Here is a 26,840-nt window from a genome sequence, read left to right as displayed (position 1 = left end):
AGCGCGGATTTTTTGCCGCCCGCACGTCCTTGAAACTGCACTGGAGGAATACCCCATGCTCACTGTCAAAGACCACAATGATCGGGCTGCAGCCGCCTATGCCGCCGTCGATGGCCAATACTGGATTGAAGCACTCAGGGACGGCCGCCACGTGTTGATCCGGCCACTGACGGAACAGGACCGCGACCGTGAATATGACTTCATCAAGCGGCTGTCTCCCGAATCCAGGCACATGCGTTTTCTCGCACAGATCAACGAGCCCGGCACGACGATGCTCAACCAATTGATGGACACCGACAACAAACAGCGCGTGGCCTATATCGCCCTGGTCCACGATAACGGGCAACTGATCGAGGTTGGCGTCAGTCGTTATGCGGCCACCGGGGAACATGAATGTGAATGCGCCGTCACGGTCGCCGATCTGTGGACGCACCTGGGCCTGGGCACATTGCTGATGACGCATTTGATCGAGGCCGCCCGCCGCAACGGCTTTCGCCAGATGTATTCCGTGGACGCCGCCAGTAATGCGCCCATGCGCGACCTGGCCAAGGCACTTGGCTTCGAGACGCAGTGTGATCCCGACGACTGCCGCCAGGTCATCCATCGTCTTCACCTGTAGAAAAGTCGCCCCGCGATGTCTCGGCCAACGGCTCACCGCGGGGCGTTCCCCACATCAGGATTGCAGCATTTGTCGCGGCTTGATCGCCAATACACTGCACGGTGCCTGATGCAGCAGGTGCTCGGCCGTGGTGCCCAGCAACTTGCTCAAACCCTTGTGCTGCACCGTGCCCATGACAATGACATCGGTGCGGTGTTCGGCGGCAAACTCACAGATACTGGGCACGGGCGCGCCTTCCCTGAAGAAACGATGCTGCACAGGCACGCCGTGGCGTTCAGCGATGGCCGCAAACGCCTCCTGCTGAGCCGTTCCCAACATTTCATACACCCCGTTAGCCAGTTGCAATGCGCCAAAGCCCATGTCCTGGGCATATACAACCGTCCAGTCATACACATGCAGCAGGTCAAGATCGGCATCGCAGATCGCGGCCAGTTTCGCCGCTGCGTCGATAATGTGGTCGTTGAACACCCGGTCCTGATCCTCATCGCGCATTACATCGATGATGGCCAGCACATGACGCGGCCGCGGATTCAGCGGCGTGGTCACCAGATGCACCGGCACCGGGCAATCACGCAGCAGTTGCCAATCCAGCGGCGTGAAAAACACGCGCTTGAGCGCCGATTCTTCATGGGCGTCCTTGATGATCAGCGTCAGTGGCATCTCGTTGATAAAGTTGAGGATCTCTGCATAAGGATCCTGTACCCACACCACCTCGCTGGTGACCTCGACGCCATGCTTGCTCATCAATCCGGCCTGATCCGCGAGCCATTGCCGATGAGTTTGCAGATAGCCATCCCGGGCCAGGCTGAATTGCTCCGGGGCAAACAACCCGGCTACCGCCAACGCCTGTGAGTAGTCGAACGCCACGATGTGCAACGGCAAATGCATCGCCTGCGCCAACGCCGCGGCCCGGTCGAACGCCGGGGTATGCTTCATGGTTGAAGGGGCGATCAGGAGTAAACGTTGAGTCTGCGACATGGGGCACCTCGGCGCGCGGCCATTTCAATCCGGTAGTAGATGCTCAGATTGATCGATTGTTGTTGCGCCCCCTTGATATTTGTCAGTGATACGCACGATGTCCGTCAGTTCAGGCTCATCCCCGCCCACATTGCCAGTGTCAGCAACACCTGGCCCGGAATCACGTAGGCGGCGAAACGACGTCCGCCGCTGACCCACGCCACCACGCATTTGCTGACTGAGTTGCTGCTGATCGCTATCAACAGGGGCCCGACGATAGCGTCGAACGGTAAACGGCCGGACTTGGCCAACGTGGCAATCGACGCCGTCGAGGAATGTGCATCGGCAAAACCCGAGATCGTGGCGGTGAGCATGACCCCCAGCTGGCCAAAATGGCTAAGCATCATGGATGAAACAAAGGTGATACCGGTCATGGCCAACGTGACGATCAGGGCCAGCTTGAGGTTGAACGCACCTCCGACCTTGATCGGCTGGTTGGCGCCGGCCGTCGGCTTGGGGAGCATCAGGCATAAGCCATATAACGCTGCCGCGACAGCGCCGCCGATCAGGGGCCCCCACATGTGGCGCAGCAGACCGGTGTCGACCGCCCCCAGGATCAGGCCGACCTGGGTAACGCTGGCCATGTTGGACAGGATCGCGGCCGCGCTCAGGAGCTTTATGTCGTCGGGCTGCCGGGCGACGAGATGGCCCATGGCGGCGATCGTCACTGCGCTGGAGGCAAACCCGGAGGCAATGGCGCTGATGGGGTAACCGTAGCGGATACCCAGGGTACGCACTGCAATATGCCCAATCGCCCCCACTGCCATCAGCAACACGGTCAGTGTGCAAATGGTGCGCAAATTGATCGCAGCGTAGGGCCCGATAAAACGATCCGGCGCCAAGGGCAGCACGACCAGCGCAGCGGTCAGCAGGATCAGGCCGTCACCCAGCTCGGCATCGGTCAATTGACTGCGGGCGAAGTAGTGCAATTTCTGTCGATAGGCCAATAATCCCGCAATGGCCACGCCAATGGCAATCGCCAGCGTCGGCCAGGCACCACACAGCCCACCCAGTATCAGGACACTGAGCAGGGCCACTTCACTGGTCACACCGGGATCGTCGCCAACGCTGCGCCAGTACGCTACGGTGAAGAGCACGCCGAGGATGATCGCGACGATGCTTATCAGCAGGTTGCCACCGAGCTGCATCGCCACATAACCCAGCAATGCAGTGATCGCATAGGTGCGCAAACCGGCACACGCACGGTTCTCCTCCTGCCCTTTGTGCCGTTCGCGCTCAAGGCCGATGAGCATGCCAATTCCCAGCGCAGCAGCGGCACCCGCCATCCCGAAGGTTTCATTCATTAGGTTGTCACCTGCACAAGCCCGGCCCCGTGCTGGCCCACGTCCTGCTGACTACACGAGATCGGTGCGAGCCTGCGGTATTCGGCTGGCACGGGCTGCCGAGTCTCGAGCATTCGGCCAGACATGGGGGGCTTCGATACGTGCCTTGAGCTGATCAACGAATGCCTGCGCTTGCGCCAGGCTATTGAAATTCACTTCCAGGGCATCAATGCACACGCCCCAACAATGGCTGGCGGGTTTCTCCGTGATATCAATGAACATAAATACCTCCATCCGACAACGAGAATCACCCCGTGCGCAATCGGGCACAAATTGGCAATGGCGTCCGGCACCAGCACGCAATCCAAAGACTGCACCGCCGTGACAGGAGAAGGATTGATAATGGTCAACTAATTCTTCACTGGACGCGGCTTTGGGCAACCGCACGTCGAGCGATAGCGTCCGTCCCCCTCTCATTTGACAAAGATCAAGTCCACCCTCCCGGCCGCAAGCACCATGATTGCAAGGTTCAACTGCCCAAGGCCTCGGTTATTTGGGGCAAGCCAACGCGCGATTACCGACCGGAGATCCGTCATGTCTGATCAATCACGTTTCATGCTGATCGTTTCACCGTTGATGGAAAACAGCCCTGCCTTCGACCGGGCCGCCGCATTGGCCAAGGCCTCGGACGCGGCACTGCACATCGTAGCGTTCGATTACCTCGAGGGGCTGGCGACGGCTGGAATGGTCAACGAACAGGCGCTGGAACAGATGCGGCTGGGTTATGTCGAGCGCCATCGCCAATGGCTTGAGGACCAGGCTAGACCACTGCGCAAAATTGGCGTTCACGTCACCACGGAAGTGGTCTGGGTGGAGAGGCCCTTGCAGGAAATCCTCATCCACCTCAAGGAACAGCCGATGGCCGTATTGATCAAGGCACTCGAACATGAGTCCCTGCTGTCACGCCTGATGTTTACTCCACTGGATATCCACCTGTTGCGTGAATGCAAGGTGCCGCTGCATTTTGTCAGCCATATGCACCATGCTTTGCCGCGCAAAATCGTCGCTGCAGTCGACCCTTTTCATCGTGATGACCAGTATGCAGATTTCAACGACAGGATTTTGCGCGAGGCGTCAAAACTGGCCGCCATTTGCAACGCCGAGCTCGACGTGGTCTACGCCCACGATCTTTCATCGATCAGCGCAGATGAATTTGGCTTCAGTAATGGTTCGGCATTTTTTTCTTCGAGCAAAGCCAAAACCCTTTTCGATGCGCAAGCTGAAGCGTTCCGCGAGCTTTCTCAGCGCAACGGTATTGGGCCGGAGCGCCAGCACATGATCATGGGCAATCCGGCCAAGGTGCTTTCCAGCTATGTCGGGGCCTATGACACTGATGTCATTGTCATGGGGCGCGTCGGCCACGGCGCCATGGAGCGTTTGGTTGGCAGCACTGTGGAACATCTGCTGTACAAGATGCCCTGCAGCGTGTGGGTGATTTCACCCGAAGACATCTGAAGGATGGATCTTTGCCGATCAGAAGAAACACCTGACGGGAGAAAGAGGAATGAGCGCTCAACCGATTAAAGCCGCCCACCTGCTTCTTGTCTGCCTGCTTTCCCTGGTATCCGCCGTCGCGGGAGCCGACACGCTTGAACGGGTGCGCAACAGTCACTCGGTAGTGCTGGGGTATGTGCCTGACTTCGCACCGTTCAGTACCCAGGACGGTGATAAGGCCAGCGGATATGCGATCGATCTCTGTCAGGGCATCTTCAACGCACTGAAAACCGAGTTGAACCTGCCTTCACTACAAGTTCGTTATCAGCCCGTTGGATTGGGCGAAGAAACCAGCGCCGTCAGCACTGGAAAAGTCGACATTCTCTGCACCCCGACGCCGGCAACACTGGAACGTCGAAAAACAGTCAGCTACTCCATTCCTGTCTACACGGCCGGCCTATCGGCCGTGGTCAACAAAAAGGCGCCTAATGCGCTACTCAAGGTGCTGAAAGGCGACGTGGTCAAAACCGGCCCAACCTGGCGTACAGACGTCAATCGCGCATTGGCCAACATGACTTATGCCACGATTGCTGGCGGCGTCACCGAGCAGTGGATCAATCAACAGATACGATCGTTGGGCGTGGTCGCCACACTCGTCACGGTGCAAGACGCGGCCGCGGGTCTCAAGCGTGTTGCCGATGGCAAGGCAGATGTTTTCTTCGCTGAACGTACAATGCTCAAACATGAGCTCACCGACCAATACGTCAGCGGAAATCTCGTATTGCTTGATCGCATCTTTGAGTACTCAACGACCTCGATGATGCTCGATCGTGATGATGAAAACTTCCGACTGTTAGTTGATAGCGCGCTAAGCGAGATGTATCGCAGTGGTGAGATTGAGCGCCAATATGACAAACACCTGGGAGGCGTCAGTGATACCTCCCGAATGTTTTTCAACCTCTATGCCCTTCCTTGATGACGACAGGGGTCAAGGGGAAGCTCACGGCGGCGGGAGCTTTCCAGCCAGCGGGTGTTTAACAGGCGCGTCCAAGCCACAGACGCGCCAGGTTAACTGTCTACCGCGCCATCGCCATTACGGCTTCGTCCCCGGCAGCAGTTCAAAGTCCGGGGTGAATGGGGTCATTGCGGCCATCAGTTGGGCGAACGGTTTGCGATCGCCTTCAAAGGTTGCCTTGCCGTCCGCGACGAGCTGATCGAAGCTGGTCTGCCTGGCCATCACGCCTTCAAGCGCCGAGCGATCGAGGGTGAGGGTCAGGTCGGGTTTTTTTGCCTGCTGGCCCTTGATGCTGGTCAGCGTTGAACTGCTCAGCTCCACCACGAATTGTTCGCCATTGTCCGGGGTCTTGAGGTTCAGGACGAAATGCAAGTCCGCAACCTTGCTGCCATCCAGGCTAATGCCGAGATATTCGAGCCACAACTCCGTGCTCATGGCGCGGATAAAGTCCGGCCCGCCAGATCTTGGCGCCCGGCCCTTGGGCATGCCGTTGCGCAACTCATAGGCCGCCGCCAGGAAGCTGTTGCGCACGCCGGCACTTTCCTTCTGATAGCCCACCTGCTCATAGACGTCCGCCAGCAGGTCCTTGGCCTGGGTGTTTTGCGGCTCGGCGTACACCAGCTTATTGAGAATCTCATAGGCTTCACGGTATTTGCCTTGATCGTACAAGGCTTTGCCCTTGGTCATGATCTTTGCAGCCCCGCCCATCATTTCAACGTACAGCGGAGCCGAATCCTTCGGTGACAGCGGCATCAGCGTGGCCGGGTTGGCATCCCAATAACCCAGGTAGCGGTTGATTACCGCGCGGCTGTTGTGTTCTTCCGAGCCGTGATAGCTATGCGTCGCCCAAGTGTTCTTGAGGCTCTCGGGCAACTTGTAGACATTGTGGATCTCGTTGATGGTGACGCCCTGGTTCGCCGCATGCAGGACGGCGTTGTTCAGGTTGGCATAGGCGTCGCGTTGCGCGCGCATCACTTCCTGGATTCGTTCATTGCCCCAGCGCGGCCAATTGTGCGCGGCAAGCATCACATCCGCCTGCTGGCCGTAGCGATACAGGGCGTTGTTGATGTTCTTCGACCACACCAGCGGATCGCGCACCAAGGCACCGCGCAGGGTGTAGATGTTGTGAATGGTGCCGGTGACGTTCTCGGCCGCCCAGAACGCCTTGAACTGCGGGAACCAGGTATTCATTTCCGACGGTGCTTCGGTGCCTGGCGTGTTCTGGAACTCCATTTGCACCCCGTCGATTGTCACGCTTTCGAAATCCTTTTCGATGTATCGATTAGGTTCGATCAAGCCGATGTTGCCGGAGGCGGCGTTTTTGCCGATCGCCATGTCGACATGACCGTAGGGACTGCGTGGCAACAGCAGGCCGTATTGAAAGAACGCGCGTCGATTCATGGCATTGCCGGCGTATACGTTTTCAGCGACCGCATGCTCCATGAAGCCCACGGGGGCGATCAGCGCGACCTTGCCGCTGCGCACGTCCGCTTCCTCGACTACGCCACGGACACCGCCAAAGTGGTCCGCATGGGAGTGAGAAATCACCACGGCCACGACCGGGCGCTTGCCCAGTTTTTCATTGATGAAATCCAGCGCCGCCCTGGCGGTTTCCTTCGAGGTCAGGGTGTCGAAAACGATCCAGCCGGTGTCGCCCTTGATGAACGTGATATTGGCCAGGTCAAAGCCGCGGATCTGATAGATCCTGTCTGGAACCACTTCATACAGACCATAGGCCATGTTGAGCACGGCCTGCCGTTGCAACGAGGGATTGACCGTGTCGAAGTCCTTGCCCGCGAGCAGGAAATCATAGCTGCCCATGTTCCAGGCGACGTTCCCCGCATCGGCCATGATCTTGTTGTAGGCCGGCGCTGCGATGAAGCCTTTCTTGGCTTCTTCAAAATCGCGCTTGTCTGCAAAAGGAAGCGTGTTGCGCACACCTTTCTGAAATTCGACGGTGTAGGTCGAGGGCGGTTTGCCCTTGTTGTCGAAATGGTTATCGACATGCTCAATCGCGGCCGGTACGGCAGTTGTCTGAGCAGCAAAAATGCTGGGGTTGAAGCCCGTGGACAGTGCGATGGCCAGCGCGCAACTGAGGGTCTTGTTGTTCATGAAATGTTCCTTCGCCAGAGTATCGATGCCTTGATGGCGCGGGTTTGCTCTTGTTCGTCTTGACCCGCCTGGCAAGGAATAGCATATTCATTTGATTACGAAAAATTCCGTTTTACTTGATATCGATAACATTAAGGTTATGACATGACCCCGCGCCGCCTACGTCAATTCCTGGCACTGATCGAACATGCCCATTTTGGTCAGGCGGCCAAAGCGTTGGGCGTTTCGCAACCTGCGCTGAGCAAAAGTATCCAGCTGCTGGAACAGGAGCTCGGCGTTACGCTGTTCGATCGGCGCACCGACGGTGTGACCCTGACGGCGTTCGGCCAGGTGCTGCAGGGCAAAAGCCAGCGCTTGTTGATGGCTGAAGAGGACCTTCGGCGGGACATCGCCCTGCTGGCAGTGGGCGACATCGGCACACTCAAGGTGGCCTTGGGGCCGTACCCCAGTGTCATCAGCGGCTATCGCGCCATTGCTCGCTTGCACGCCCGCCATCCCAACCTCAAGGTGACGGCCCATGTTGCCGGTTGGCGAGAAGTTGCGCAGCAGGTCGCCAACGGTGTGGTGGATCTGGGGATCGCTGAAATCAGCGCGTTGCAAGGCGAAAAAGAATTCAATTGCGAGCTGTTGGGTGAACATCAGGGGCGCCTGTTTTGCCGACCCGGGCATCCGCTGCTGACGCAACGCACTCTGAAGCGCGCGCAAACACTCGATTACCCTTGGGTGGCATCGCGTATTCCGTCGCGCCTGGCCGGCCTTCTGCCGCGCGCGGCGTTAGGCTGCGCCGGCGCCTATGACACAGTGACTGGCGATTTTGTGCCGGCGATTGAAATTGACGTGCCCATGCAGATCGTCCAAATCGTGGCGAACAGCAACGCGCTGGCAATCGGCACGTTGACGGCCTTTGAGCGCGAGTTGCTGGCGGGTGAAATCGTACCGCTGCCGCTCCACGATCAGGCGTCACAGGCCCATTATGGGTTTATCTCCCTCAAGGAGCGCTCGCTGCCGCCCGCCGTCGAGGCTTACATGCGCGAAGTGCGGGCGGTGGAAAAGGAAGTCACCCGGCGCGAAGGTGAGCTGGCCGAGTTGATGATGAAGTAGCGCAAAATCAGTAACTGAAGTCATGCCCCAAATCTTTTTGCATCCACTCCAGAAAACGCCGAAGCAGTGGTAAATTCGAACAACTCGGTTTTTTTGAACAGACGCTGTCGGCCCTTTCGCGGCCCGACGAGGCGGTGCGACGTATGCAAAGTCTGGCATGACAGGATCCAATTCGAGGTCACGGGTGAAGCTGACAAAACCGTAATCTTCAGCTCAGTCTTCTGAAAGGTCACACCCATTACTCTCTTCATCGAACGTGGCAACATCTCCTGATTGCTCCGTCATCCGACTGACAGGGAACACAGCGTCATGCGACCTGAAACTTCTAGACGAACCTTTGTGAAGGGGCTCGCCGCCACCGGGATTCTCGGCGGCCTCGGGCTATGGCGCACACCTGTCTGGGCGATTACCAGCCCGGGCGAGGCGAATGTCCTGGCCGGTACCGACTTTGACCTGTTCATCGGCGAAACCCCGGTCAACATCACCGGCAACCGGCGCACCGCGATGACCATCAATGGCGGTATTCCCGGCCCCCTGCTGCGCTGGCGCGAAGGCGACACGGTTACGCTGCGGGTGAGGAACAAACTCAATGCCGATACCTCCATTCACTGGCACGGCATCTTGTTGCCGGCCAACATGGACGGCGTACCGGGGCTGAGTTTTCACGGCATCGAACCCGGTGGGATGTATGTCTATCAATTCAAGGTCAGGCAGAACGGCACGTACTGGTATCACAGTCATTCGGGGCTTCAGGAGCAGTCAGGCGTCTACGGCCCGCTGGTGATTGATGCGAAGGAGCCGGAGCCGTTTGAGTACGACCGCGATTATGTGGTGATGCTGACCGACTGGACCGACGAAGACGCGGTCGGCTTGATGAAGACGTTGAAAAAACAGTCGGATTACTACAACTACAACAAGCGCACCGTGGGCGACTTCATCCACGACGTCAGCGAGAAAGGCTGGGGCTCCACCGTCGCAGATCGAAAGATGTGGGCCGAAATGAAGATGAATCCCACAGACCTGGCCGACGTCAGCGGCGCGACTTACACCTATTTGTTGAACGGCCAGGCGCCTGACATGAACTGGACCGGTGTATTCCGTCCCGGAGAGAAACTGCGCCTGCGCTTTATCAACGGCTCCGCCATGACCTACTTCGACGTACGCATTCCCGGCCTGAAAATGACGGTGGTCGCAGCGGACGGCCTGCATGTCAAACCGGTGAGCGTCGACGAGTTTCGCATCGCGGTGGCAGAGACGTTCGATGTGATCGTCGAGCCGACCCAGGATGCCTACACCCTGTTTGCCCAGTCGATGGATCGTACCGGCTACGCCCGCGGCACGCTGGCGGCGAAGGTGGGTTTGTCCGCGCCGATCCCTGCCCTAGACCCGAGACCACTGGTGACCATGGATGACATGGGCATGGGCGGTATGGATCACGGCAGCATGGGCGGCGACATGGCGGGCATGGATCACAGTCAGATGACCGGCATGGACCACAGCTCAATGCAAGGCATGGCCGGCATGGATCACAGCGGCATGACCGGCATGGGCGAAATGCAGTCCCATCCCGCGACCGAAAACAACAATCCGCTGGTGGACATGCAAGCCATGACCACTTCACCCAAACTCGATGACCCTGGCCTCGGCCTGCGTGACAATGGTCGTCGCGTCCTGACCTATTCCGACTTGCGCAGCACCTTCGCAGACCCGGACGGCCGCGACCCCGGCCGCACCGTGGAACTGCACCTCACTGGCCACATGGAAAAGTTCGCCTGGTCGTTCAACGGCGTGAAGTTCTCCGACGCTGAACCGCTGCGCCTCAAGTACGGCGAGCGAATCCGCATCGTATTGGTCAACGACACGATGATGACGCATCCCATTCACCTGCATGGCATGTGGAGCGACCTTGAAGACGCGAACGGCGAGTTCATGGTGCGCAAACACACCATCGACATGCCGCCAGGCTCACGGCGCAGTTATCGGGTGACTGCCGACGCGCTCGGCCGCTGGGCCTATCACTGCCACCTCCTGTACCACATGGAAATGGGCATGTTCCGTGAAGTTCGCGTGGAAGAATGAGGCGCTACCCATGATCAGGATTACTCCGATTTTTCTGGCGCTCGTGACCGCGAGCCTGACACTGTCATCGGCAATGGCCGCCACAAACGATATGCAGGGCATGGATCATAGCCAGATGCAGGGCATGGATCATAGCCAAATGCAGGGCATGGACCACAGCCAGATGCAAAGCATGGACGACGGCCAGATGCAGCCTGCCGCGCCTGCCGAAAGCCGCACGCCGATTCCGGCGTTGACCGATGCCGACCGCGCCGCCGTGTTCGTCAGCCCCCATGGCCATAACGTCCATGACTCCGCACTCAACTATTACTTGCTTGCCGACAAGCTCGAATGGCAGGACGCTGATGATGGCAGCACCCTGGCCTGGGATATCTCGGGTTGGATCGGCGGCGATATCGACCGCCTGTGGCTGCGCTCGGAAGGCGAACGCACCAACGGCAAGACTGAAGATGCGGAGGTCCAGGCACTGTGGGGCCACGCCATCTCCCCGTGGTGGGACGTAGTGGGCGGCGTTCGCCAGGATTTCAAACCCGGCGACCCCCAAACCTGGGCGGCGTTCGGCGTGCAAGGCATGGCCCTGTACAACTTCGAGACCGAAGCCACGGCCTTCATCGGTGAAGGTGGCCAAACCGCCGCGCGCCTGGAAGGCGACTACGACATCCTGCTGACCAACCGACTCATTTTGCAGCCAACCGCCGAACTTAATGTCTACGGCAAAAACGACCCGCAACGAGGCATCGGTTCCGGCCTGTCCAACACTGAAGCGGGCCTGCGCCTGCGTTATGAAATCCGCCGGGAGCTTGCCCCTTACATCGGCGTGACCTGGAACCGCACCTACGGCAAGACAGCCGATTATGCCAGGGAAGAAGGCGAGGATCGCAGTGAGGCACGCCTGGTCCTTGGTGTTCGGCTGTGGTTCTAGTACACGTTAACTACAATCAAAAAAATGACCGCTTGAAGCGGTGAGAGGCCTTGTATGCGATTGATCAAAACCAACGCTGTTGCCATCGCACTTTCCAGCGCGCTGCTGATGAGCACCTTCGCTCAGGCGCACCCGAAATTGCTCTCCTCCACCCCGCAGGAAGGCGCGGTCGGCCCGGCCCCCGCCAAGATCGAGCTGCACTTTTCCGAAAACCTCATGACCCAGTTCTCTGGCGCGAAACTGGTCATGACCGAAATGCCGGGCATGGCCCATGCCCCGATGCCCATGAAGGCCAAAGTCTCTGGCGGCAGCGACCCGAAAACCATGGTTATCACGCCGCTCTCTCCATTGCCCGCTGGTAGCTACCAAGTCGATTGGCGCGCGGTGTCGTCGGACACTCATCCGATCACAGGCAACGTTTCGTTCAAAGTGAAATAACTGATGAGCGACTGGGCCAGCATTGCCCTGCGCTTCGGCTTGTACATGGATTTCATGCTGCTCTTTGGCATGGCACTTTTCGGGTTGTACAGCCTTGAAGGACGAGAGCGAGTGTCGGGGGCCGTGTTGCCGTTTCGGTCCATGCTGGCGGGGACGACGGTGCTGGGTGTACTCATGTCTGTCGCCAGCATGGTACTGATGGCGAGCGCCATGAGCGGGGAGTCTGACTTCGCCGAGCTGCACCCGCATATTGAAATGATGGTATTGGAGACGGACGTAGGCTTTGCCTGGGTCGTGCGCATCATCGCGTTGGTTGTTGGCGGTTCAGTGGTGCTGCTCCACCAACGTGCACCTGTCGTTAGCTTGTCAGTCGCAACTATTGCCGGTGGTATAGCCCTGGCCAGTCTAGCCTGGAGCGGTCATGGGGCGATGGATGAGGGCAGTCGTCGTTATTGGCATTTTGCGATGGACATACTGCACCTGCTGGCGGCAGGCGCCTGGCTGGGTGCATTGGTCGCCTTTGCCAGGATGGCAATGCTCGACACGCTGCAAACAGCAGAAAGCATCAAGTTGCTGGCCCGGGTCGTCAACCGATTCGAATCGGTGGGCGCTTTGATCGTAGTCGTGATCACGGTCACAGGCGTCGTGAACTACCTGTTCATCGTGGGTCCAGAACTCGATGCCGTGCTGCTAAGCACCTACGGGACTTTGCTGCTCATCAAAGTGATGTTGTTTGCCGGGATGTTGGTGCTGGCCGCGTTGAACCGATTTCACCTTGGCCCGCTTTTGCAACGGTCGTTGCGGGAGGGGGAGTATCGAGTGGCGGCTAATGCGTTAAGGCGCAGCGTGTTGGTCGAGTTATCGGCAGCGGTGTTGATTGTGGGGCTGGTGGCCTGGTTGGGAACGTTAAGTCCTGATATGGAGACCGCAGTAACCTGAGCAGGGAGTGAGGCCGGTAAAATGCAGAGGGGCAGGATGTTTTACCCGCCCCTCCCCGGTTGCCTAACCCCGCACGAAAGCAAGCAAATCGGCGTTGATGGTTTCGGGGAACGAATTGGAGATTGCTGAACGGCAGCTGACGGAACTACTCACGGGTTGCGTCCTGCGCATTATCGCAATAGACGGCCTGAGGGCCGACCTGACTTCAAGTGATCACAATGCGCAGCACTGGTTTGTCGATCCGAAGAGCGCACATGCGCACTTGAACCTCAAGCCATGATGCGAGGCTTGCAGCGGGGCTGTGCAGGCTACGTCAGCTCAAAGCGCTCTAACGCGTAATCCTTGCCGGCCAGGGTCAGTTCAAAAATGGTGGAGCCGAACGTCCCCCTTGTGACTTTTTGCTTCACAAGACGTTTGGCCTGGAGTTGCTTCAGACCGGTTTCGACTTCCAGCGTGCTGAGGGAGACAAGCTTGCAGACGGAGTCTAAATTTGCGACTTTTCGAAAGTTCGCATGATAGGCCAAAGCTTCCATCAACAGCGTCTGGTTTTCCGTCAGCCGTGGGAACTGGGGATTGTTCTTTTTGTAAACTTTTCGCTCTATCTCGTGTAGCTCGCCGTCAATGCCATCGGTGATGCGGGCGTAGAAAATCGCGACAGACAGCGTACCGATTAAAATCGCGATAATCATCAGCAGCGACCAATTCGGCATTGGCGTTTCCTGTAAAAGCCAATCCCAAAAAAACAGCAGCCAGCCCGTGGTAACTGTCAGCAACGTCAGGTCGAAGTAAGTGTCGAGCAGCGTCATGGCAACCCCGGCGACCAGGAAAATTCCCGCCGGGTAGGCCATGGCCTTGAACATGAACGGAGAATGCTTGCCTTGTGCTGCCATGCTACTCGTCTCGAGTATGGAAACAGATGTAATCAGCATAGCAGCGCAAAAGTGCTCGTCTGGCTTGCAAGTTCAGTTATCGATCCAGCAAAGGTGCCAGCAGTGCACACATGCCCCGCCAGTGCGAACCCTCCCAGTAAATCCGTTGGCAGCCGTCGCAGCGCAGGAAGTGCGAATAGAGCGCGCCAACCCGTGGCGGCACCTGCAAGCGGGCCAGTTCCGCGCTGATCTCGTGCAGCGGCAGGTTGCAATGAAGGCACAGGCTGAACGGTCGAGCGCTACGCGCCAGGTCCAGGCGTTCGTAGATTTCACGCAGCTGCAACGACGGCTTCAAAGCGTGCACGTAACAGCCGTGGCTGATGATGCGCCGCTTGAGCAGCTCGCGGTCACGGGTCAGCACGATGCGCCCTTGCGTTGCTGCGATCTCGGCGATCTCGCCATCCTCGAAGCCATTGTCGTAGAGCGTGTCGAAGCCGCTCATGCGCAACAGGCTGGCCAGGCCGCCCAGGTGCGCATCTGCGACAAAGCGCAACACCCGTAAAGGCTGCGCACGCACCTTCAGCAGCGGGCTGATGTCCAGCGCTTCGAACTTGGGATACACCGCCAGCCGGTCACCATCGATGATCACCCGATCCAGGCCCACCGACTCACCGTTGAGCAGCACCAACTCGACCTCCGTGTGCGGTATCCCGAGCGCCTCGATCATGTGCTTGACCGTCGCCCCTCGCGCGCACTCGCAGGTGAATGACTGCCGCCGCCGCTCGGCCGGCAGGAAATCGTTGAGCTCCTCGTAGAAGCGGAAGGTTGCGCTGGTCATGCTCAACAGTATGGCAGGACTGCAGGGTGAGCGAGTCCAGTGCGAACATTTGCAATACGGCGCGTTTTCATCAGATCGAATAGGGTTTGCCCGGAGGATCTTTAGGTGAAAATCAACTAACTCAAGCGACGGGCTAACTGAACTTTAAACAATATATCCCGCATACTTAGCAATCGAGTTGAGCGGGCAAGAAAACGCAATAAGGCAACTCGATTTACTTCACCAAGTTTGGAGGTATTCCTCTGCGCGTTACATTGGTGCGGACGGAAAGGCGCAGGCAGGCATGGCATTGAACGTGGCAGATGCTCACGCGCTTCATTGCCGGCAACGCAACCACCAGGAACTAACGCAGGTCATTCAACACGCAGTGTATCGGCCGCGTTACAACTTAATATAGATGCCATGGAAGACAGCGCCAGTGATATGGAGTCAACTTACGCAGTTGCATGAGCGATCAGCAGCCGTTCCAGTAAGTAATGCCAGCGCGATCTAGCGTCAACAATCTGGCTGGCAGGATTCGCAATTAGCTGTCGCGTGCATGAAGTCGGTAAGTGAGCTTCCGGTTGACGGGCGGGTAAGGCCAAGAACGCCCTTGCCGCCGCCCCAATAAAAAACTGTACTCACGCACAGGAAGACTCTCATGCACACCATTCGCAACACCTTGGTGGTGGTGGATTGGCAGCAGTCCAGCGACCTGATCCTGAACCGGGCCAAAATGATTGCCAGCGCTACCCAGTCGCACCTGCACCTGCTGGCTTGCGACAAAGGCAATCAACATTCCTCCTACATGAACGACATGCAAGGCGCCCTGGTAAAGGAGGGTTACAGTGTAAGTACCCAGCAGGCCTGGCAAGGGAGTCCGTACAAGACCATCATCGCCGCCCAGCAAGCGCAAGGCTGCGGCCTGGTGATCAAGCAGCACCTGCCCGACAACCCGCTGATAAAGGCCCTGCTTACCCCCGAGGACTGGAAGCTGCTGCGATACTGCCCCAGCCCGGTGCTTATCGTAAAAACCACAAGGCCCTGGACCGGTGGCGCCATTCTCGCGGCCATCGATGCTGGCAGCAGTGACATGGAACATCGCGTCCTGCATTCCGGCATCGTCAGCCACGGCTATGACATCGCCACACTGGCCGGGGGCACGCTGCACATGTTGAGTGCCCACCCCTACCCCATGCTGTCGGCGGCCGACTCCGTATTCCAGCTCAAGGAAAGTATTCAGGCGCTCTATCGCGAACTGTGCAAGACATTCCAGGCCGAATTCGACGTCAGCGACGAACGCCTGCATATCGAGGAAGGTCCTGCCGAGGTTCTGATCCCGTACATCGCGCACAAGCTCGAAGCGGTGCTCACAGTGATCGGTAGTGTGGCCCGCACCGGACTGTCTGGCGCATTGATCGGCAACACCGCCGAGATGATCCTGGACACCCTGGACAGCGACGTACTGGTGCTCAAACCGGACGACATCATTACCCACCTGGAGGAACTGGCCGCCCCATCACACGGTACATCGGCAGACACTACGACATCCTCCTGGCCGTATCACCACCATAACCATCGGCCACATACTTAAGAGCCCGACAAGCAGTCTAGCCAGCTATCCCACCGACGTCGCCCTTGCAGCCCGCGCCGGTTCACGGGATGTCACCAGGCCGATGAAGGAAATCGCCAACGCCAGGCCGATGGTCGCGCTCACTTCGGTGCGGTGCTCGGGCGTGATCATCATCACCGCCAGCGCCGCACAGATGAACAGGATGACCAACCAGGTCAGCCCTGGGAACAACCACATGCGAAAGGCCAGTTCGACCTTCTGCCGACGCAACATCCGCCGCATGCGCAACTGCGACACGGCAATGGCCAGGTACACCAGCAAGGCGATGGCGCCGGAACTGGCGAGCAGGAACTCGAACAGGCCGGCGGGCATGAAGTAGCTCCAGACAGTGATCGCGGCGCCCAGCACCGTGCTGGCGATGACGGCGGCCCGCGGCACGCCTTCGGAGGAGGTCGCCTTGAGCGCCTTCGGTGCGTCACCACGACGGCCCAGCGAGTACAGCATGCGCGAGGCAATGTAGATCGAGGAGTTCATGCAACTGGCCACGGCGATCAGTACCACCACGTCCACCATGAACTTGGCGTGGGGAATGTTCATCAGCTCAAGCGCGCGCTGGTAGGAACCCACGGAAGCCAACAGCGGATCATTCCAGGGCACCACGGAGATCACCACGAAAATCGACAACAGGTAGAACACCCCGATCCGCCAGATCACCGAGCGAGTGGCCTTGGCAATGTTTTGCGCGGGGTTATTCGATTCGGCAGCGGCGATGGTGACCGCCTCCGTACCGATGAAGCTGAACATGATGGTGATGAAAGCGCCGACCACCGCGGACAAGCCGTTGGGGGCAAAGCCGCCGTGCTGGGCCATCAGGCCGCTCAAGCCGCTGACCTGGCGATCGGGAACCCAGCCCATCAGCACGGCAAAACCCACACCGATGAAACCGATGATCGCCACGACCTTGGCCATGGCGAACCAGAATTCGAACTCCCCGTACTTGGACACACTGAACAGATTGGTCACCACCAGGGCGATGATCGAACCCAGGGCGAACAGCCAGGCATCGACCTGGGGAAACCACTGGTGCAGCACATGGCCGGCCGCCAGGGCTTCGATGGGAATCACCAGGACCCAGAACCACCAATAAAGCCAACCGATGGTAAACCCGGCCCAGCGCCCGATGGCCTGGTCGGCATAGGTAGAGAACGATCCGGTATCGGGATTGGCCACCGCCATTTCCCCGAGCATGCGCATGACCAGCACGACCAGCAGGCCGGAGAACAGATAGGCCAGCAAGACGGCCGGGCCAGCGGCGGCAATGGCATGCCCCGACCCGACGAACAGGCCGGCACCAATGATGCCGGCGATGGAAAGCATGGTGACGTGACGAGGCTTGAAGCCCTGCGCCAATTGGCCGTTCGAATCCTTGAAACTGGGGCTTGTCATTGTGGGCACCGCGGCAAAAGATGCGCCACCTTACCCGGCTTTTCCGCCAAATCAATTACCTGATCACGCCACCTCCGTACCTGATCTCGACACGGGACCCGTGTTCGGTCGCAAACAGAACTGATCAGTCATCAACGGCTGGTCCCTTGTCTTCGGCCACAGTCATCGCCGTCGCAGATACCTGGCCTGCCGATTTTCTCTTGCGCCGACCCTACCGCTGCCTGCCTCCAACACTGCCTATGTTCGCTACCGAACAGACTTCGCGCCGCTGAACACCCCACACTCATCACTGGAATGCTGCGCCCGGCGGCGCAACGCCCGCACACCTGGCCTGGCGTAGAACCGCCTTCATTCCATATGCGATCTGCGCTGCGCGGGTCGTACGAAGGATTTCATGCAAAATATCCTGACTCGCACGCTGTCCAGCCTGTGGCGCTCACCGGCCATCTGGCTCAGGTGGAGTGCCGCGCGACACAAGTTCGAGTACGAGCCCATCCTGCGCTCCGACCTGTTCAACGCGCAGCAGATGGCAGATCACGGCATCGTACTGGCCCGCCAACATGTGCTTGGGCGTCTTTCAAGAAAGGATGCCTTGCTGGGCCGCCTGACTGACAACCAGCTGCTGCTGGAACGTAGCTGCGCGGCGCTCAAGACCGTGCAACTGTCCAGCCGACGTCCTACCCCTGCGGCGGAATGGCTGCTGGACAACTTCTACCTGATCGAAGAAAACATCCGTACCGCCAGGACCCACCTGCCCGATGGCTATAGTCGCGAACTGCCTCGCCTGGCCGAAGGCCCTTCGGCAGGCCTGCCGCGGGTCTACGACATCGCCCTGGAAACCATCGCGCATGGCGATGGGCGGGTCGACGCGCCCAGCCTGGATTGTTTCATCGCCTCTTATCAGACCATCACGCCGTTGGCCCTGGGCGAGCTCTGGGCAATCCCGATCATGCTACGACTGGCGCTGATCGAGAACTTGCGGCGCGTGGCATCCCGGGTAATGGCCAACCGGGAAGACCGCAACCTCGCCGATGACTGGGCCGATCGGTTGATCGAGATTGCCGAGCGCGACGCCAAGAGCGTGGTGTTGACCGTTGCCGACATGGCGCGCTCGGCACCGCCGATGACCCCCTCATTCGTTGCGGAACTGGCCCGCCGCCTGCAAGGGCAAAGCGCCGCGCTGATATTGCCCATGGCATGGATTGAACAAACGCTGAGCGAGTCCGGCTTCACCGTCGAACGCCTGGTGCAGATGGATGCCCAGCAGCAATCCGGTGACCAGGTGTCCATCAGCAACAGCATCGCCAGCCTGCGCTTGCTGGCAGCGACCGATTGGCGCGAGTTCGTCGAGCTGCTCAGTCATGTCGAACAGGTATTGTGCACGGACCCGGCAGGCGTCTACGCGAACATGGACTTCGCCACCCGCGATCGTTACCGCCATGTGGTCGAACGTCTCGCCCGGCATTGCGTGCAGTCAGAAACCATGGTGGCAGACGCGGCCATCGAACTGGCCGCGACCCCACAGTCCACGGGCCGCGTGACCGGGCATGTGGGTTATTACCTGGTGGCTGAAGGGTTGCCCCACCTTGAGCAGGCGCTGCACGCCAGCGTGTCGCTGCTCGAGCGCTGGAAGCGGCTGTTGCAGAGCGCCCCGCTGAAGTTCTACCTGGGCCCTGCACTGCTGCTGACACTGTTGCTGGCCTGGCCATTTCTCAGCAGCGCTTACTACAGCGGCACGCCCATCTGGTGCCTGGTGCTGCTCGCCGTGCCCGCGCTGTTGATGACCAGTCGTCTGGCGATCGGGTTGGTCAACTGGCTGGTGACCCTCACGGTCGCCCCGTCGTTGCTGCCCCGCCTGGATTACAGCAAGGGCATACCGGCCGACGCGCGGACGCTGGTCGTAGTGCCGACGCTGTTTGCCAACGCTGGCGACATCGAGGCCCTCGCGGAAGGCCTCGAAGTGCGGTTTCTGGCCAATCGCGATGCCAATCTGCATTTCGCCCTGCTCAGTGACTTAATGGACGCCCCTGCCCAAGTGATGCCCGAGGACGCCGAGCTGCTTGAACTGGCGCGTCAACTGATCGATGCGCTGAACCACAAGTATGCCGATGGCCAGGACGACCGGTTCTTCCTGCTGCACCGGCCCAGGCAGTGGTGCGCCACCGAGCGGGTATGGATGGGGCATGAACGCAAGCGCGGCAAGCTCGCCGAGCTCAACGCCTTGCTGCGGGGCAAAGGGCAGGAGCGTTTTGCGTTGATCGTCGGGGATATCGCTCCGCTGAGTGCGGTGCGCTTCGTCATCACCCTGGACACCGATACCTTGCTGCCCCGGGATGTCGCGCGTCAGTGCATCGGTACCATGATGCACCCGTTGAACCATCCGGTTTTCGATGAACAAAGCGGCAAGATCGTCAGTGGCTACGCCATCCTCCAACCCCGCGTGGGAATCAGCCTGCCGAGCACGGCACGTTCCACCTATGCCCGCCTGTTTGGCAGCGATGCGGGTATCGACCCCTATACCCGCGCCGTCTCTGATGTTTATCAAGACCTGTTCCGCAACGGTTCCTTCATCGGCAAGGGCATCTATGCCGTCGACGCCTTCGAACAGGCACTCGAAGGCTGCCTGCCCGACAACCGCATCCTCAGCCATGACTTGATCGAAGGCTGCTACGCCCGCTGCGGGCTGCTCAGCGATGTTCAGCTGTATGAGGAGTACCCGTCGCGCTACAGCGCCGATGCCAAACGCCGCCATCGCTGGATTCGCGGAGACTGGCAAGTGCTGTACTGGGCCTTGCCGTGGGCACCGAAACCCCAGGGAGGCTTCGCACCCAACCGCCTGAGCAACCTTGCTCGCTGGAAGATCATTGACAACCTGCGCCGCAGCCTGGAACCAGCCGCCTTCCTGGCCATGTTGGCCTGGGGCTGGTTGGAAACCAACGAAGCCGCCTCCTGGACATTGGCGGTGGTCATCCTGGTCTTTCTCCAACCCTTGCTGCAATCGGTACTGGCGCTGGTACAGAAACCTGCCGATATTCCATTGGGACAACACCTGAGTGCGGCATTGCGGACCTCGGGCCAGCATTTCATGCGTGCGCTGCTATCGATTGTCTGGTTGCCCTCCGATGCATTGTTGAGCCTGGATGCGATTGGCCGCTCACTGTGGCGCATGTTGGTCAGCAAACGCCGCCTGCTGCAATGGCAACCTTCTCGTGAAGTGGAGCGCTCCAGTGGCAATACTCTGCCGGGCATGTATAAAAGCATGTGGATTGCCCCGGCGCTGGCGCTGATCCTGTTCGCTGCCCTGCTCCCCTCCGTCGCCGTACTCGCACTGGCGGCACCCCTGCTGCTGGTGTGGTTGGCGAGCCCGGCAATTGCCTGGTGGATCAGCCTGCCGACTACACCGGTCGGCTTTAATCCGTCAGCACAGGACCTGCGATTCCTGCGCATGCTGTCACGCCAGACCTGGGCGTTCTTCGATCGCTATGTAGGCCCCGAGGACAACTGGTTGCCACCGGACAACGTCCAGGAGATCCCCAAGCCGACCATTGCCCATCGAACCTCACCGACCAACATGGGCATGGCCTTGCTCTCTCACCTGGCGGCCCACGATTTCGGCTATTTGAGTACCGGGCGCTTGCTTGAACGCATCACTGCCATGCTTGAAAGCATGACCGGTCTTGAGCGTCACCAAGGGCATTTCTACAACTGGTACGACACCCAGACACTGCAGCCGCTGGCGCCTCGGTATGTGTCTACCGTAGACAGCGGCAACCTGGTGGGCCTGTTGCTGACCCTGCGACCGGGGCTGCTGGGGTTGGCCGACACGCCTCTGTTCGATCAGCGCACCCTTGGCGGTCTGGCCGACACCCTGGATGTGCTGCAACAGGCGCTACAAGACGCGAACCTCGACGACCGCACCGTGCTTGAACTGCGCGCGAAGGTGGACTCGGCGATTGTCCAGGACACCCCGGACAGCTTCCTGCAAGTACTCGATCAGGCAGATGCCTTGGCCATCGACACTGCGCCCCCCTCTGCTGAAGAAGTCCACTACTGGCTCCAGGCATTACAGGCACAGTGCACTGAGCTGCGGGCAGAACGACTGCGCTTCACGCTGCCGCCGGCACCTGCCCAGGCCAAGGCAGCGAAACCGACACCGACGACATCAACCAGCAGCCTGCGGCAACTGGCCGAGCTCGATTGCACGCTGTGGCCGCCCGCTGATCAGGCGCAAGTGCAGGTGGTACAACGCCTGGCTCGCGCACGCATCATCCACCTTGAACAACTGGCCGAGTTGTCCGCGTCACTGGCCAGCATGGACTTTACGTTCCTCTACGATGCACAACGCGACCTCTTCTCGATAGGCTACAACGCCGACGAACGCCGGCTGGACAACGGCTACTACGACTTGCTCGCGTCAGAGGTGCGCCTGACCAATTTCGTGGTCATCGCCCAGGGCCAGTTGCCGCAACAGGCCTGGTTCACCCTTGGGCGCTTGCTCAGTAACAATCGAGGCGTGCCGGTACTGCTTTCCTGGTCCGGCTCGATGTTCGAGTACCTCATGCCTAACTTGATCATGCCCAGCTATGAAGGGACGCTGCTGGAGCAGACTTGCCGCGCGGCCGTCGCCTTGCAGATCGAACATGGCCACCAGTTGGGCATCCCCTGGGGCGTGTCCGAGTCGGGTTACAACACCCTCGATGCTCACTTCAATTATCAGTATCGGGCGTTCGGTGTTCCAGGCCTTGGCCTCAAGCGCGGGCTGGCCGAGGACACCGTGATTGCGCCGTACGCCAGCGCCCTGGCGCTGATGGTCGAGCCGCAAGCGGCCTGTCGCAACCTGCAACGCCTGGCGGCCCAGGGGTCGGCCGGCCGCTATGGCCTGTACGAGGCGGTGGACTACACCGAGGCACGTTTGCCACGCGGCCAGCGTTATGCGGTCGTGCGCTCGTTCATGGCGCACCATCAAGGCATGAGCCTGCTGGCCCTCACCAGCCTGTTGCTGGACCGGCCCATGCAGCGACGTTTCGAATCGATCCCGGCCTTCCAGGCGACCGTCCTGCTGCTGCAGGAGCGCGTACCGAAAACCGCCGCGCCGTACCTGCATGCGACCCAGGCGCCTGCCAACGGGGAAAACGGCACGCAGGAAACCCGGCTGCGCGTGTTCGCCGATCCCGGGCGCAAGCGCCCCGCCGTCCAGCTACTCTCCAACGGCCGTTACCACGTCATGCTCAGCAGTGCCGGCGGCGGCTACAGCCGCTGCAACGACATCGCCGTGACCCGCTGGCATGAAGATGCGACCCGCGATAACTGGGGCATGTTCTGCTACCTGCGCGATGTCAGCAGCGGCGCATTCTGGTCTTCGGCCCACCAGCCGACCCTGCACCAGCCAGAAAGCCACGAGGCGATTTTCAGCGATGCCCGGGCGGAGTTTCGTGTGCGCGAGCTCGACTTCGATACGCACACCGAGATCGTCGTGTCTCCCGAAGACGATATCGAACTGCGCAGGCTGCACATCACCAACCGCGCCCGCGTAAGACGCAGCGTGGAGATCACCACCTACGCCGAGGTGGTACTGGCACCGGCCATCAGTGATGCCATGCACCCGGTCTTCAGCAATCTGTTCGTGCAGACCGAACTGGTGCCGGCGCTGCAGGCCATCGTGTGTACTCGCAGGCGGCGTTCCAGTGAGGAAGCCGTGCCTTGGATGTGCCACCTGCTGGCCGCCCATGGCGTGGACATCGACGCGATTTCCTACGAGACCGATCGAGCCCGGTTCATTGGTCGCGGACGCAACGTTGCCGCACCGGCGGCGCTCGATGGCAATGTCAAGACGTTGTCCGGCAGCGCAGGCTCGGTGCTTGACCCGATCGTGGCCATCCGCTGCCGTATCACCCTGGAACCCGGGCAAACAGCGACCATCGACCTGGTGACCGGCATCGCGGACAGCCGTGAGGGCTGTCTGTACCTGATCAATAAATACCGCGACCGGCACCTCGCCGATCGTGTTTTCGACCTGGCATGGACCCACAGCCAGGTGTTGCTGCGCCAACTCAATGTATCGCAGGAAGACGCCCGCCTGTTTGAACAGATGGCCGCGTCAATCCTTTACGCCAATGCCGCGTTGCGCGCGGAAAACAGCGTATTGATGGCCAATCGACGTAATCAGTCGAGCCTCTGGGGACAGGCGATCTCCGGGGACCTGCCCATCGTCCTGCTGCAGATCGCCACCGTCGAGAACATCGAGCTCGTCCACCAGTTGGTCAAGGCCCATGCCTACTGGCGGCAAAAGGGGCTGATAGTGGATCTGGTGATCTGGAACGAAGACCAGGCCGGCTATCGCCAGCAACTCCAGGACCTGATCATGGGCGTGGTGACATCCGGCAGCGAAGCCTCGCTGATCGACCATCCCGGGGGCATTTTCGTGCGTCCGGCCCAGCAGTTGTCCAATGAGGATCGCACGCTGATCCTGTCGGTGGCGCGCCTGGTGCTGAGCGAAGACAAAGGCGGCATTGCCGAACAGATTCAGCGGCGTCATGCCAGCCCGGTATACCCGGCGCTGGTCCCCCTCCTCAAGCGCCAGGCAAAGCCGGCCGCTGCCCTGCCCGTTGTCGAAGGTTTGCTTCTGGGCAATGCCTATGGCGGCTTCAGTGCCGATGGCAACGAATACGTCATGACTTTGCAGCCTGGCAGGCCGACACCGGCGCCATGGGCCAACGTGCTGGCCAACCCGCACTTCGGCACGGTCATTTCCGAAAGTGGTGGCGCTTACACCTGGATGGAAAACGCTCACGAATTTCGCCTGAGCCCCTGGCACAACGACCCGCTCACCGACGCCAGCGGCGAGGCGATCTATGTGCGTGATGAAGAAACCGGGCATTTCTGGTCCGTGACGCCACAGCCTTGTCCCGGCACTGGCGCGTACCGCACTCGACATGGCTTCGGCTACAGCGTCTTCGAGCACGATGAAGACGGTATCCACACCGAGTTGTGGGTGTATGTGGCGCTGGACGCATCGATCAAGTTCTCGCACTTGCAGGTTCGCAATCGCTCGGGCCGCGCCCGACGCCTGTCGACGACGTGTTATGTCGAGTGGGTGCTGGGCGACTTGCGCAGCAAATCGGCGATGCATTTGGTGACGGAAGCCGACCCCACAAGCGGCGCCTTATTCGCCAGGAACGCCTATTCGATCGAGTTTTGCGAACGGGTGGCGTTCCTTGATACCGACTCGACCGACACCACCATCAGCGGCGATCGCACCGAGTTCATCGGCCGCAACGGCAGCCTCAAGGCCCCTGCAGGACTGCAGCAGGCACGCTTGTCGGGCCGTACCGGTGGCGGCTTCGACCCTTGCGCGGCGATACAGGTTGCCGTGGACCTGGACAACGGTGACGACCAGGACGTGGTCTTCCGGCTCGGTGCAGCCAGGGACACGGCGTCAGCCTTGCGCCAGGTTCAACAGTACCGCGGCCTGGGAGCGGCAACCGCGCAACTCGAGGCGGTTCGCGAGCATTGGCGTTCGCAGCTGGGCGTGATCCAGGTCCAGACCCCCGACCCGAGCATCAACGTCATGGTCAATGGCTGGCTGATGTACCAGGTGATCGCCTGCCGCTTCCAGGCCCGCAGTGGCTACTATCAGTCCGGCGGGGCCATCGGCTTTCGCGATCAACTGCAAGACAGCATGGCGATGATCCATGCCGATCCCGCCAGCGTGCGCGGCCATTTGTTGCTGTGTGCAGCCCATCAATATGCCGAAGGCGACGTGCAACACTGGTGGCACCCGCCGCTCGATCGGGGCGTGCGCAGCGGCTGTTCGGACGACTATCTGTGGCTGGCGCTGGCGACCAGCCACTATGTCAGCGTCACTGCCGACCTCAGCGTGCTGGCTGAACCGGTGGGTTACCTTGAAGGCCGCCCGCTCAATGCCGGGGAGGAGTCCTATTACGACCTGCCGGGCAAGTCGCACCTCGAAGAAAGCCTTTACCAGCATTGTGTACGCGCCATCGAACACAGCCTGCAGCGCGGCAGCCACGGCCTGCCCTTGATTGGCACGGGCGACTGGAACGACGGGATGAACCGGGTCGGCCATCTGGGCCGTGGGGAAAGCGTGTGGCTGGGCTTCTTCGGCTTCGAGGTGCTGCAACAGTTCGCCATCACCGCCCAACTGCATGGCGACCCTGTTTTCGCACAGCGTTGCACCCAGCAGGCTGCCTTGCTGCAGGCCAGCCTGGAAGAGCATGCCTGGGACGGTTCATGGTATCGGCGCGCCTGGTTTGACGACGGCCAGGTTCTGGGCTCGGCCAACAATGACGAATGCCGCATCGACTCGATCTCGCAAAGCTGGTCGGTACTCTCGGGGGCAGCCTCGCAAACGCGGCGCCGCACGGCCATGGCATCACTGGAGCAGCACTTGGTACGCCCCGACACAGGCGCGGTACTGCTGCTCGATCCGCCCTTCGACGCAGGCGTGCTGGAGCCCGGCTATATCAAGGGCTATGTGCCGGGCGTACGGGAAAATGGTGGCCAGTACACCCACGCCGCAGTCTGGGCCGGCATGGCTTTCGCCGAACTTGGCGACAACACCAGGGCCTGGCGATTGCTCGACATGATCAACCCCGCGGGCCATGAAGTCGCCAAACGGCTGGAAACCTATAAGGTCGAGCCCTATGTCATGGCGGCCGACGTCTACGGCACCCCGCCCCATGCGGGCCGCGGGGGCTGGACCTGGTACACCGGTTCCGCCGGCTGGACATACCGCTTCATCGTCGAGTCATTGCTCGGCCTGCAGCGGGTCGGGACTTCATTGCATATCGAGCCGCTGCTGGCGCCGGGCTGGGCGGGCTACACGCTGCACTACCGCCATGGGGTGACGACTTACCATATTGAAGTGCGACCCGGCACGACCACCACGCTTGCGATCATGCTGGACGGCGAGTTGCTGGGCCAGGACGCGCTGCAATTGTCAGATGACGGCAGGGAGCACCAGGTGCTGGTGACCTGCCCGGTCAAAGCGCATCAGCCGCCATTGCCAGGGTACGACAGAACCGTCGAAGCCGATCTGGAGCGCTGAGGTGCCGCGCGCTTGACCCACCCGGGTTCAGGTATCAACGCCTGGGCCC

Annotated in this window: 17 protein-coding genes; 10 read left to right on the top strand and 7 right to left on the bottom strand. The window is 60.1% G+C overall.

What is annotated here, in order from left to right; genetic code table 11:
• The first annotated feature begins 55 nt into the window (after positions 1–55).
• Positions 56–619 (top strand): GNAT family N-acetyltransferase, encoded by a 564-nt coding sequence (locus HGP31_RS09830; RefSeq protein ID WP_151141291.1) that lies wholly within the window; start codon positions 56–58, stop codon positions 617–619.
• Positions 620–673: 54 nt separating this feature from the next.
• Here HGP31_RS09830 and HGP31_RS09825 read toward each other — a convergent pair whose 3' ends face one another.
• From HGP31_RS09825 to HGP31_RS09815, 3 genes are all read right to left on the bottom strand, one after another.
• Positions 674–1,597 carry a universal stress protein gene (locus HGP31_RS09825; protein ID WP_083348580.1) on the bottom strand — a complete coding sequence of 308 codons (924 nt, stop codon included), beginning with the start codon at positions 1,595–1,597 and terminating at the stop codon, positions 674–676.
• Between the two features lie 104 nt (positions 1,598–1,701).
• Positions 1,702–2,940 (bottom strand): MgtC/SapB family protein, encoded by a 1,239-nt coding sequence (locus HGP31_RS09820; RefSeq protein WP_168757572.1) that lies wholly within the window; start codon positions 2,938–2,940, stop codon positions 1,702–1,704.
• A gap of 51 nt (positions 2,941–2,991) precedes the next feature.
• Positions 2,992–3,201 (bottom strand): hypothetical protein, encoded by a 210-nt coding sequence (locus tag HGP31_RS09815; RefSeq protein WP_083348578.1) that lies wholly within the window; start codon positions 3,199–3,201, stop codon positions 2,992–2,994.
• 312 nt (positions 3,202–3,513) lie between these two features.
• Between HGP31_RS09815 and HGP31_RS09810 the strand changes: the two genes are divergently transcribed.
• Together HGP31_RS09810 and HGP31_RS09805 are read left to right on the top strand one after the other, a co-directional pair.
• On the top strand, positions 3,514–4,434 hold the full coding sequence (locus HGP31_RS09810) for a universal stress protein (RefSeq protein WP_083348577.1): 921 nt from the start codon (positions 3,514–3,516) through the stop codon (positions 4,432–4,434).
• 49 nt (positions 4,435–4,483) lie between these two features.
• Positions 4,484–5,389: an amino acid ABC transporter substrate-binding protein gene (locus HGP31_RS09805; protein ID WP_168757571.1), complete on the top strand. Its 906-nt coding sequence runs from the start codon at positions 4,484–4,486 to the stop codon at positions 5,387–5,389.
• A gap of 117 nt (positions 5,390–5,506) precedes the next feature.
• Here HGP31_RS09805 and HGP31_RS09800 read toward each other — a convergent pair whose 3' ends face one another.
• Positions 5,507–7,540 (bottom strand): alkyl/aryl-sulfatase, encoded by a 2,034-nt coding sequence (locus HGP31_RS09800; protein ID WP_168757570.1) that lies wholly within the window; start codon positions 7,538–7,540, stop codon positions 5,507–5,509.
• A gap of 144 nt (positions 7,541–7,684) precedes the next feature.
• On the opposite strand from HGP31_RS09800, the gene HGP31_RS09795 reads away from it, so the two are divergent.
• From HGP31_RS09795 to copD, 5 genes are all read left to right on the top strand, one after another.
• Positions 7,685–8,641, top strand: a complete 957-nt coding sequence (locus HGP31_RS09795) for a LysR family transcriptional regulator (protein ID WP_168757569.1) — start codon at positions 7,685–7,687, stop codon at positions 8,639–8,641.
• Positions 8,642–8,950: 309 nt separating this feature from the next.
• Positions 8,951–10,720 (top strand): copper resistance system multicopper oxidase, encoded by a 1,770-nt coding sequence (locus tag HGP31_RS09790; RefSeq protein WP_033044952.1) that lies wholly within the window; start codon positions 8,951–8,953, stop codon positions 10,718–10,720.
• A gap of 10 nt (positions 10,721–10,730) precedes the next feature.
• Complete coding sequence (locus HGP31_RS09785; protein WP_020800325.1) at positions 10,731–11,642, top strand: copper resistance protein B; 912 nt, start codon at positions 10,731–10,733, stop codon at positions 11,640–11,642.
• A 54-nt stretch (positions 11,643–11,696) separates the two neighbouring features.
• The gene (gene copC / locus HGP31_RS09780; RefSeq protein WP_033044954.1) at positions 11,697–12,080 is read left to right on the top strand and encodes a copper homeostasis periplasmic binding protein CopC; all 384 of its coding nucleotides are present in this window, start codon (positions 11,697–11,699) and stop codon (positions 12,078–12,080) included.
• Positions 12,081–12,083: 3 nt separating this feature from the next.
• Complete coding sequence (gene copD, locus HGP31_RS09775) at positions 12,084–13,019, top strand: copper homeostasis membrane protein CopD (protein ID WP_168757568.1); 936 nt, start codon at positions 12,084–12,086, stop codon at positions 13,017–13,019.
• 308 nt (positions 13,020–13,327) lie between these two features.
• Here copD and HGP31_RS09770 read toward each other — a convergent pair whose 3' ends face one another.
• On the bottom strand, positions 13,328–13,909 hold the full coding sequence (locus HGP31_RS09770) for a hypothetical protein (RefSeq protein ID WP_168757567.1): 582 nt from the start codon (positions 13,907–13,909) through the stop codon (positions 13,328–13,330).
• A 76-nt stretch (positions 13,910–13,985) separates the two neighbouring features.
• Positions 13,986–14,726 carry a Mut7-C RNAse domain-containing protein gene (locus HGP31_RS09765; RefSeq protein ID WP_020798134.1) on the bottom strand — a complete coding sequence of 247 codons (741 nt, stop codon included), beginning with the start codon at positions 14,724–14,726 and terminating at the stop codon, positions 13,986–13,988.
• Between the two features lie 640 nt (positions 14,727–15,366).
• Between HGP31_RS09765 and HGP31_RS09760 the strand changes: the two genes are divergently transcribed.
• Positions 15,367–16,299, top strand: a complete 933-nt coding sequence (locus tag HGP31_RS09760) for a universal stress protein (RefSeq protein ID WP_020798135.1) — start codon at positions 15,367–15,369, stop codon at positions 16,297–16,299.
• Between the two features lie 24 nt (positions 16,300–16,323).
• Here HGP31_RS09760 and HGP31_RS09755 read toward each other — a convergent pair whose 3' ends face one another.
• Positions 16,324–17,724, bottom strand: a complete 1,401-nt coding sequence (locus HGP31_RS09755; RefSeq protein ID WP_033043536.1) for an amino acid permease — start codon at positions 17,722–17,724, stop codon at positions 16,324–16,326.
• Between the two features lie 394 nt (positions 17,725–18,118).
• Between HGP31_RS09755 and HGP31_RS09750 the strand changes: the two genes are divergently transcribed.
• Complete coding sequence (locus tag HGP31_RS09750) at positions 18,119–26,791, top strand: glycoside hydrolase family 94 protein (RefSeq protein WP_168757566.1); 8,673 nt, start codon at positions 18,119–18,121, stop codon at positions 26,789–26,791.
• Positions 26,792–26,840 lie beyond the last annotated feature (49 nt).

Origin of the sequence: Pseudomonas umsongensis, from assembly GCF_012647205.1 — a bacterium.
Taxonomy (GTDB): domain Bacteria; phylum Pseudomonadota; class Gammaproteobacteria; order Pseudomonadales; family Pseudomonadaceae; genus Aquipseudomonas; species Aquipseudomonas umsongensis.
The sequence above is the reverse complement of the archived record's forward strand: the minus strand, read 5'-3'. Positions and strand labels throughout refer to the sequence as shown.

What these genes read in the sequence shown, in the direction of transcription:
- HGP31_RS09830 (WP_151141291.1), top strand. Translation starts at nt 56, where the DNA reads ATGCTCACTGTCAAAGACCACAATGATCGGGCTGCAGCCGCCTATGCC.
- HGP31_RS09825 (WP_083348580.1), bottom strand. Translation starts at nt 1,597, where the DNA reads ATGTCGCAGACTCAACGTTTACTCCTGATCGCCCCTTCAACCATGAAG.
- HGP31_RS09820 (WP_168757572.1), bottom strand. Translation starts at nt 2,940, where the DNA reads ATGAATGAAACCTTCGGGATGGCGGGTGCCGCTGCTGCGCTGGGAATT.
- HGP31_RS09815 (WP_083348578.1), bottom strand. Translation starts at nt 3,201, where the DNA reads ATGTTCATTGATATCACGGAGAAACCCGCCAGCCATTGTTGGGGCGTG.
- HGP31_RS09810 (WP_083348577.1), top strand. Translation starts at nt 3,514, where the DNA reads ATGTCTGATCAATCACGTTTCATGCTGATCGTTTCACCGTTGATGGAA.
- HGP31_RS09805 (WP_168757571.1), top strand. Translation starts at nt 4,484, where the DNA reads ATGAGCGCTCAACCGATTAAAGCCGCCCACCTGCTTCTTGTCTGCCTG.
- HGP31_RS09800 (WP_168757570.1), bottom strand. Translation starts at nt 7,540, where the DNA reads ATGAACAACAAGACCCTCAGTTGCGCGCTGGCCATCGCACTGTCCACG.
- HGP31_RS09795 (WP_168757569.1), top strand. Translation starts at nt 7,685, where the DNA reads ATGACCCCGCGCCGCCTACGTCAATTCCTGGCACTGATCGAACATGCC.
- HGP31_RS09790 (WP_033044952.1), top strand. Translation starts at nt 8,951, where the DNA reads ATGCGACCTGAAACTTCTAGACGAACCTTTGTGAAGGGGCTCGCCGCC.
- HGP31_RS09785 (WP_020800325.1), top strand. Translation starts at nt 10,731, where the DNA reads ATGATCAGGATTACTCCGATTTTTCTGGCGCTCGTGACCGCGAGCCTG.
- copC (WP_033044954.1), top strand. Translation starts at nt 11,697, where the DNA reads ATGCGATTGATCAAAACCAACGCTGTTGCCATCGCACTTTCCAGCGCG.
- copD (WP_168757568.1), top strand. Translation starts at nt 12,084, where the DNA reads ATGAGCGACTGGGCCAGCATTGCCCTGCGCTTCGGCTTGTACATGGAT.
- HGP31_RS09770 (WP_168757567.1), bottom strand. Translation starts at nt 13,909, where the DNA reads ATGGCAGCACAAGGCAAGCATTCTCCGTTCATGTTCAAGGCCATGGCC.
- HGP31_RS09765 (WP_020798134.1), bottom strand. Translation starts at nt 14,726, where the DNA reads ATGACCAGCGCAACCTTCCGCTTCTACGAGGAGCTCAACGATTTCCTG.
- HGP31_RS09760 (WP_020798135.1), top strand. Translation starts at nt 15,367, where the DNA reads ATGCACACCATTCGCAACACCTTGGTGGTGGTGGATTGGCAGCAGTCC.
- HGP31_RS09755 (WP_033043536.1), bottom strand. Translation starts at nt 17,724, where the DNA reads ATGACAAGCCCCAGTTTCAAGGATTCGAACGGCCAATTGGCGCAGGGC.
- HGP31_RS09750 (WP_168757566.1), top strand. Translation starts at nt 18,119, where the DNA reads ATGCAAAATATCCTGACTCGCACGCTGTCCAGCCTGTGGCGCTCACCG.